Annotated in this window: 3 protein-coding genes and 1 pseudogene; 1 reads left to right on the forward strand and 3 read right to left on the reverse strand. The window is 43.4% G+C overall.

Going from position 1 to position 7,368, the window contains the following annotated elements; genetic code table 11:
- From HMPREF9018_RS06265 to HMPREF9018_RS06275, 3 genes and pseudogenes are all read right to left on the reverse strand, one after another.
- Nucleotides 1-5,080 (reverse strand): annotated as a pseudogene (locus HMPREF9018_RS06265) (LPD38 domain-containing protein); the annotation flags it as partial.
- 6 nt (nt 5,081-5,086) lie between these two features.
- Nucleotides 5,087-6,376 carry a hypothetical protein gene (locus HMPREF9018_RS06270; RefSeq protein WP_008449496.1) on the reverse strand — a complete coding sequence of 430 codons (1,290 nt, stop codon included), beginning with the start codon at nt 6,374-6,376 and terminating at the stop codon, nt 5,087-5,089.
- 10 nt (nt 6,377-6,386) lie between these two features.
- A complete protein-coding gene (locus HMPREF9018_RS06275; RefSeq protein ID WP_019035627.1) occupies nt 6,387-6,866 on the reverse strand; it encodes a hypothetical protein in 480 nt (159 codons plus the stop codon).
- Between the two features lie 92 nt (nt 6,867-6,958).
- Here HMPREF9018_RS06275 and HMPREF9018_RS06280 point away from each other — a divergent pair, with 92 nt between their 5' ends.
- Nucleotides 6,959-7,267, forward strand: coding sequence for a hypothetical protein (locus tag HMPREF9018_RS06280; protein WP_039864572.1), 309 nt, complete (start codon nt 6,959-6,961; stop codon nt 7,265-7,267).
- Nucleotides 7,268-7,368 lie beyond the last annotated feature (101 nt).

Genomic DNA, 7,368 nt, shown 5'->3' on the forward strand with positions numbered 1-7,368 from the left:
TGTTTAATGTTTCCTTGATAGCCTCAACAAGTGAACGTGGTGTATTGTCTGGCTGCTCAAACAAAGTTTCTTCCTGTGTACCTTGAATAAGGTCGTACATCTTGTTGAACGTACCCTGTATAAATCTCTGATTATCGCCCTTATACATTGTAGCAAGCAACAGCGCAAAGTTACTATATTTCTCTGCTGGAAGATAGCTTTCGCCTGTATTATCATCAATAGCATACTGGCGCTGCCATGCCTCAACAGCCATACGAGCATCCTTGTGATTGGTTGCAGCCATAAACTGAGTATCATGCGAAAGGGCATAATAAGCCATGATAGAGTTTTGAATTTCCTCTACCATGCGTTCACTCTGTGGACTGTCATAATCTCTATAAGTAGTTGCTAGGATAGCCTTTTGCGCCTTGACTGGTAAAGCATTGAACATTTCTTCGAGTTGCGTACTGCCACCCTCGAAGATGCTCTGATACATTACGCCTTTAAGGTCATTCTTGGCTTCTGCCGTCAAATTACCTTTGCTATCAAATGCACTCTTATACTGTGTGGGAGTAATTGAGCCATTGGCATTCATCCACTTTAGCACATCAACGCCATTGCGGTCTATAAGTTCAGAGAAAGACATATCTTCATCTGTAGTACGTAAAAGAAGACTTGCAAAATTCTTCATCTTATCGCCCAACTTCTTCACTACATTCTTATGCTTGATGCGTTCTACACCTCCGCTTTCAGTGTCGCTTGCCACGAATTGACCCAGTGCAATGGCATCATCATCGTTCACATCAAGCATATTAACGAGTATAGGTTTCTCCATAGCTCTGACCTTATCAGAATTAAGTCCCAATTCTGCTGCATGGTCTATTAAGTACTGTTTATATTTCTCACCCTTGTCTTTGTATGCTGCCCACATCTCTTTTAAGGCAGCACTTCTGTTATTACCCTGAATAACCTCGCCACGGCTGTTTACCGTTGGCGCACCTGTATATGCAGTAACAGACGATGTTATTTCCTCGGGACGAATATTTGATGCAATCTTACGTGCTGCCTCCTTACTTGCATCGTCCTTACGCTCCTTTGGCTGAGCCTCGTCAATGAAGTGTAATGGATTACGCTGCCCGTTCTTATGGCTTGGCTGTAATTCATCAGCGTCAATAAGTGCTACATACCCAGATGGAATATTCTTATCATCGAACTTTACCTGCACATCTTTTCCTTGTACGGCTGCAAGTGGCTCTTGTCTGTTCACCTTATCACCGTTTACACGTCTGTAACCTCTTGCACGTGCATCACTTGCCTTGTCTTCCACAAAATCAGGAACACCGTTCAAAGCTTCACGCTTCTGTCGCTCAGCTTCCTCACGCTCTGTACGCTCCTTATCCTTCTGCTCCTTCCGAAGACGTGCAGCTTCTTCCGCTTTACGGTTCTCCTCTGCATGAATAGCAGCTTGACGCATACTATTGGTTGATGCAATCTTTTTCCAATGTGCAAGAGTATGCTTCGCCTGTTCTATGGCAGCACTGCGTTCTTTCTCCGCTGCAATTTTCTCTGCAATGGTAGTACCACCCTTTGTTTTGATTTTCTCAGCCTTTTTAACGGCAGCCTCCATGTCGGCTACCATATTATCGGCAACTGTCTGCGCCATTGCTTCATCGCCTCCAGTCTGCTCTACAATAGCATCCCATGCTGTTTCAGGTTCTGCCTGTTCATATATAGGCTGTCCTTGCTCGTCCTTAGGAATACGCTCAAAGGCTGATAGGGATTGCTGAGAATTTTCCGCACTTTCTACACGTGATTCACTGATTGTTTCAGCGTTTTGTGGTAAATTTACTACACTTTCGGTTTGTGCCGGTTCGCCCTCAAATTCATTGTTGGACGTCTGCGGTGTTTCCTCCTTTGTCTGAACATCTGGATTGAGTGTATCAAGTTCTTCTGCGCTGAACAGATTAACCTTTTTGCCATTGATTGGCTCTTCTGTGTAAACCTCAAACTTTCCGTCTTCGTTTTGGTCTGCCGTTATGCTTCCACGTACTGGCATTCCCTCTTCATTAGTGAGAGTTACCTCATCGTTGAGGCTGTACGTGTTGGAAGACTTGCTTTCTGCTGCCTTTGCTTCCTCACGCTGTTTCAACGACTGACTTAAACGCAACATATTATCGCTATCGCTCATCTCCTGCACCTGCGCCTTAGGCAACATTGTAGGCTGCTGTGAACCGTCTACACTTACCATTACCATATTTGGTATTGGCTGACCTGTCTTTTCATCAACTGCATCGCCTATTACCTGTAATGTATGCTGCGAGTTGTCTTCTCCAATAACTGAATAGGTGTCTCCAACATTGAACTCAAGTGTTCCGTCAATCTTATTTGCTTCCTGCTGTGCATAAGTCTGACGTATGCTTTCCGCTGCATTAGCTTTCTCTTCTTCTGCGTTAATAATCTCATCAACAGATAAGATTGCAGAAGGTGCAACCATTTCTATTTTTCCAGTTTCGGCATCACGTACCATGATACTTTCACTTGAGTTAGCGTAGTCAATGCCTGTTCCGTCATCATTCATCTGTGCATGACCACCAACAACGTACACCTTTCGGTTATCCACCTTCATAGTGGCAGGATAGATATTGCCATCTTCGTGTGTATGGTTATCAATAGCCACATCGCTTGCCTTAATAGCATCATCGATGTTGTCCTTTACCTGACTAATCATACCATTGTATGCAGATTTGGCGTTTAGGTAGTCAATTGCAGCTTGCTTCTGTTTATCGTTGAGGCTCTCCTTATTGTCAAGGAAGTCATCAACGCTATAACCTGAAACATCTTCTGTGCCTAATGCTTCGCTTAACTGTTGTTCAGCATACTCATAGCGTGTCTTGATGTCATTCTTCTGTTCATCGCTTGCCTCGTGTCCCTGAATATAAGCATTATCCATAGACTGATGAATGATAGTCTCATCATCTTTTGCTCCAGACTCTTCTAACTCTTTAGCCTTTGCAGATTGGGCAGTGTTGAAGCCTCTGAACTTAATAAGATTACCTGCATAGTTCAACGCTGCTTTCTTCTCTTGCTTATGGAGGTCGGGATTTTGAATGATACCATTTACAACGTCTGCCATTTCCTCGTTGGTAGCATTGTCTATTTGGTCTCTAAGAGGTTGCCATTTCTCCTGTGTCATTCTGTAAGCAGCAACGGTATCGGCATCCTTAACGCTTTTCTTCGTTCTGTAATAGTCTACTGCGCCAGCAAGTTTCGGAGCTGCTTCCATTGCACCAACAGAGAATAACATACCACCCCAAATGTCTGCCTGTGTACGACCATCAAACAAGTCGCTCATCTTATTGTCGCCAACAAGCATGGAGTTGAGGACGATGTTTGCCTCTTCCTCTGCAACCTCATTGATATATCCATTAACTCCTACACGGTTCATTATTTTGGTTCCCAATTGGGCGTACTGCGAAGTACCAGCACGATTTAACGCTGCTGTAACCTTACTAAGACCGATTTTGTCAAGACCTTTTGCAATAGTTTTACCAATGGGTAAGCCTTCAAGGTGTACACCGAGCTTTTCTGTATAGTATTCAAGTCCCTGTGCTATCTCTCCTTTACGAATAGCTGTACCCCAGTCTTCGCCACCAGCAAAATGGTAATTGCCATGCTCGTCCTGTTCTACATGTCCGAGATGTCTTTGTCCAATATCCGATGCAGTACGTGCTGCACCAGTAGTATTAGCCATAACAACACCTGCTGCAATGTCTCCGAGGGTAGTACCAGTATATTTGATTAACTTCTTTGTCAATGCCTTAGTAGCTACCTTTTCGGCTATCTTTGCTCCAGCCTTAGTTCCTGCTTGTGTCAATCCTGAAAGACCGTCTGTTGCAGCAAACTCTATCATAAACGGAATAGCTTGTGCGGTAATTCCACCTGCACGATACATGAAGCCACGATTGCCCCCATACTTACTTTGCGCCTCTTGGTTCTTGTAAATATTCTCAATCATCGCTTGGTCGGCATCTTTCTGTCGCTGTGTCTTCTTGCCACCATAGTTGAGCATAGTAGAAGTATCAAGCATATCAGTATAACCGAACGTCCAAAAAGATGGGTTCTTGAAAGTATCTGTTACACCACGCCAAAAACCAGCCTCAGCCTTATCACGTTCAGCTTCGAGTGCAACAATACGCTGTTGGTTCTGATTTTTTGCTGCTAATAAGGCTTTCCATTCATTGTCTGCCAAACGTCCATTACTTGTTGCTGAGTTGAAAGTATGAATTGCACCGCCACTACCATGTGGTATATCACGCCAGCTTGGTTTAAGTGCTTCTGCATCAAGTTCTGTTCCTCTTCTACCCAGTTCACGTGCTAAACGTTCTCTTTCAGCGTATGCCTCCTTTAATTCGTGGTCGATTGGGTGTAGTTGTGCTTCTTTAGCGTCATCAATCTGATTTTGTTCAGCATCAGCCTGTGTGCGGTCGCCCTGATAAACATTACCAGCCTCGGTAATGTAGGTAGGTTCTAACTTTCCTGTTCGTACGTTTAGCTTACTCTCTCCCTGCACTACACGCTTGTTTGCAGTCATTGTAGGCTTCGTTCCTCCTATGCCCAAAGTAACACGTTGTACGTTTAATGGGTTCTTCTGTTGCGCCTTAGCACGCTGCATGGTTGTGTCGAACTGCTGTTTACTGCGCTGAACTCCTTGCTGAATACCTGCTACGAATTTCATTGCTTGTGCCTTTTCTGCTGCGGTCATTGGTTTACCACCAGTGGTAGGCTTGCTTGCTGGTCGTGTAGGTTGGCTTACAACAGATGTAGTATGTGGCTTAGGTGGTGCTGCTTGGCGTGGCTGTTGTTTAGCAGGTGCAGGAGGAAGATGCTCTAATGAAAAAGCATGCAACCCTTGCGCCTTAGCATCATTATAATGCGACAATGGTATGTCGTAATCTCCCTTTTTGCTATCACGCATACGAATGGTTGCACCTTTATAGGCATCTGCATACGACTGAATGCCGTACTTATCCATATTCTCTTTTGATACCTGATGTTGCTTACCATCGGATGTTGTAATCGTGTATGTAATCTTATTTGGCATAATCTATTAGTTTAATGGAGGTTTACTTGTTGATTTACTTGATTTTGAGTTCCCCTTTCTACGATAATTACTTACATTAAAGCTACCTGTTGCGCCTATCACTCTGCGTACATCACCGTCCATTGTCGGGAAGTCGCCTACATTTGAGGCTACAATTGCAGCAATAGCGTCTTTACTCTTTGCCTTTTCAAGCGCATTAGCAATTTGTATATAGTGAGAATAACTCCTTCTATCTCCAGCCTTACGATAACGCTCCGCTGCCGCCCTTGCTTTCTTTGCCATTGACGGTGCAAGTGAAGTAAGTGCGCCTTTTTTATCAGGAGAATAGGTGTGTACACTCCCATCGTGTAACCTAATTGTCTCTTGTTTGCTACCTTTACCACCTTTCCCGCTACCTGACGAAGAAACACCTCCAGAACCTTTAGCACGAGAAATAGCGATACGTTCAGCCCCTTGTGCCTCTGTTACGCTGTTATGTCTCTTTGCTTCTTGGATTTGTGCGCCTTTCAAACCCTCGTTGGCTCTGTGAGAGCGTTCTGTTTCCTTTTGAGCATCTTTCTTAATTCCTGTAGTTGTTTTAAATTGTTCTGCCTTTTGGTCGTAACTCTTCTGCCACTGTTCATCTTTAATATTATCACGGTCTTTCTTGTACTGGAACTCATCGGCATCTTTTTTTTGGTTGTAAGCGTCAATATCTAACTGGCGCTGCCACTTCCTTTCATTTTCTGCATTCTCGTCATCAGCTTGCTGTGCAGCCATGAGATTTTTAATGTAAGCATTCATTTGTGCATCTCTATCTTCCCTCAATTTATCCCATTTGCTTTTGACCTTATCCGATTGTGAGTTTTCATGCTTGTACATATTCGGAGCATACTGTGTGGTAAAGTATAGGTTTGACAAAGCAGAGATAGTATCGCCAATAGCTGCAAACATCTTCTCACGTTTCTCTTTCTTACGTTCCTTTTCGAGTTCTTCTTGCGTTGGGGGTTGATAAGGGTTAAGCAGCTTATACATGTCTACATACGACATTTTCTTGTTTTTGTCGGCTGGTGGGGGCGTAACCTGCTTTGCCTGTTCAAGAGGAGGGGCAAGCGGTGGAACTATTTTGTTAGCCTCTGCTTTCTCCTTTTCCTGCTGTTGTAAGATGGCAGGTGTGAATTTAGGCTTTGAAGACTCGTATTCTGCACCTGCCTTATTCCAATCCACCAACGGTTTAGCCACAGTCGGCTGCTGTGGCTGCTGTGGTGGTAACGGTGTAGGCTTATTGCCTAATATATCATCTAATGCACTACTCATACTCTAAATTTTAGAAAGGAAGTGAACTTGCTGCACTACTTACGCCTTGTACTGCTTGCCCAATTGCTGCTGCTTTATCTTTTTCTATTTGGTTCAACTCTTGGTTTAGTGCTGCATCACGCTCTCTATACTGTCCTTCGATAGCATCTTTGCGCTTATCTCCATTAACGGCTATAGTTGAAGTAGCTTCAGCAAGAGCCTTATTGTTGGCTTCTTTGGCAGCTGCCGTACTCTCGTCAGTTCCACCCATTACCGCTTGCGATGCTGCTGCTGCCTTATTATTTTTCTTGATACTCTCCTGAGTCATTGTAAGAATCTTCTGCGCATCAGCACGCTGTGTTGAGTCCTCATTATATCGCCTATCGTACCAATCTTGATTTTCTCTTTTCTGCGCCTCTACATTGGCTTTCATCTTATTCATAGCCATTGTAGCTGAGATACCACCAAATATGCTACCTGCTGCTCCAACTGCTGCTCCTATCATTCCCATAATTATAATGCTTATTAAAAGTTATACTATACGGTGCGAAAATAAGTAATTATCTTTGCACCACAGGTTTAACTTTTAATCATGACAAAGATATGAGTACAGAGAAAAGAAAAGTAGGACGACCAGCAGGAACACCTAAGACTGGTGGGCGTGTTGCAGGTACTCCTAACAAAGTTTCTTCAAAGGTTAGGAATATACTTGCAGAAATTACAGACGATTACTATAGTTCAAAGCAATTTAAGAATGATTTAAGAGACTTAGAGCCAAAGGATAGAATTCAGGCAATGGAGAAGTTTACAAGTTATGTTGCACCAAAATTACAATCTACTACACTTGATGTTGCAACAGAAACTAAGAAGACCATTGAAGACAGGCTCATCGCATTGTCTGGTGGCAAGTGATTTCTAAAAACATCTACTGTAGATATTTGTTGTTAGTCCATTTTTAACGAACTGTTTGTTATAAAAGTGAGTAAGGAGTGTCCGTGAGGATGCTCCTTTTT

The organism is Prevotella amnii CRIS 21A-A (genome assembly GCF_000177355.1).
GTDB classification, from domain to species: Bacteria; Bacteroidota; Bacteroidia; order Bacteroidales; family Bacteroidaceae; genus Prevotella; species Prevotella amnii.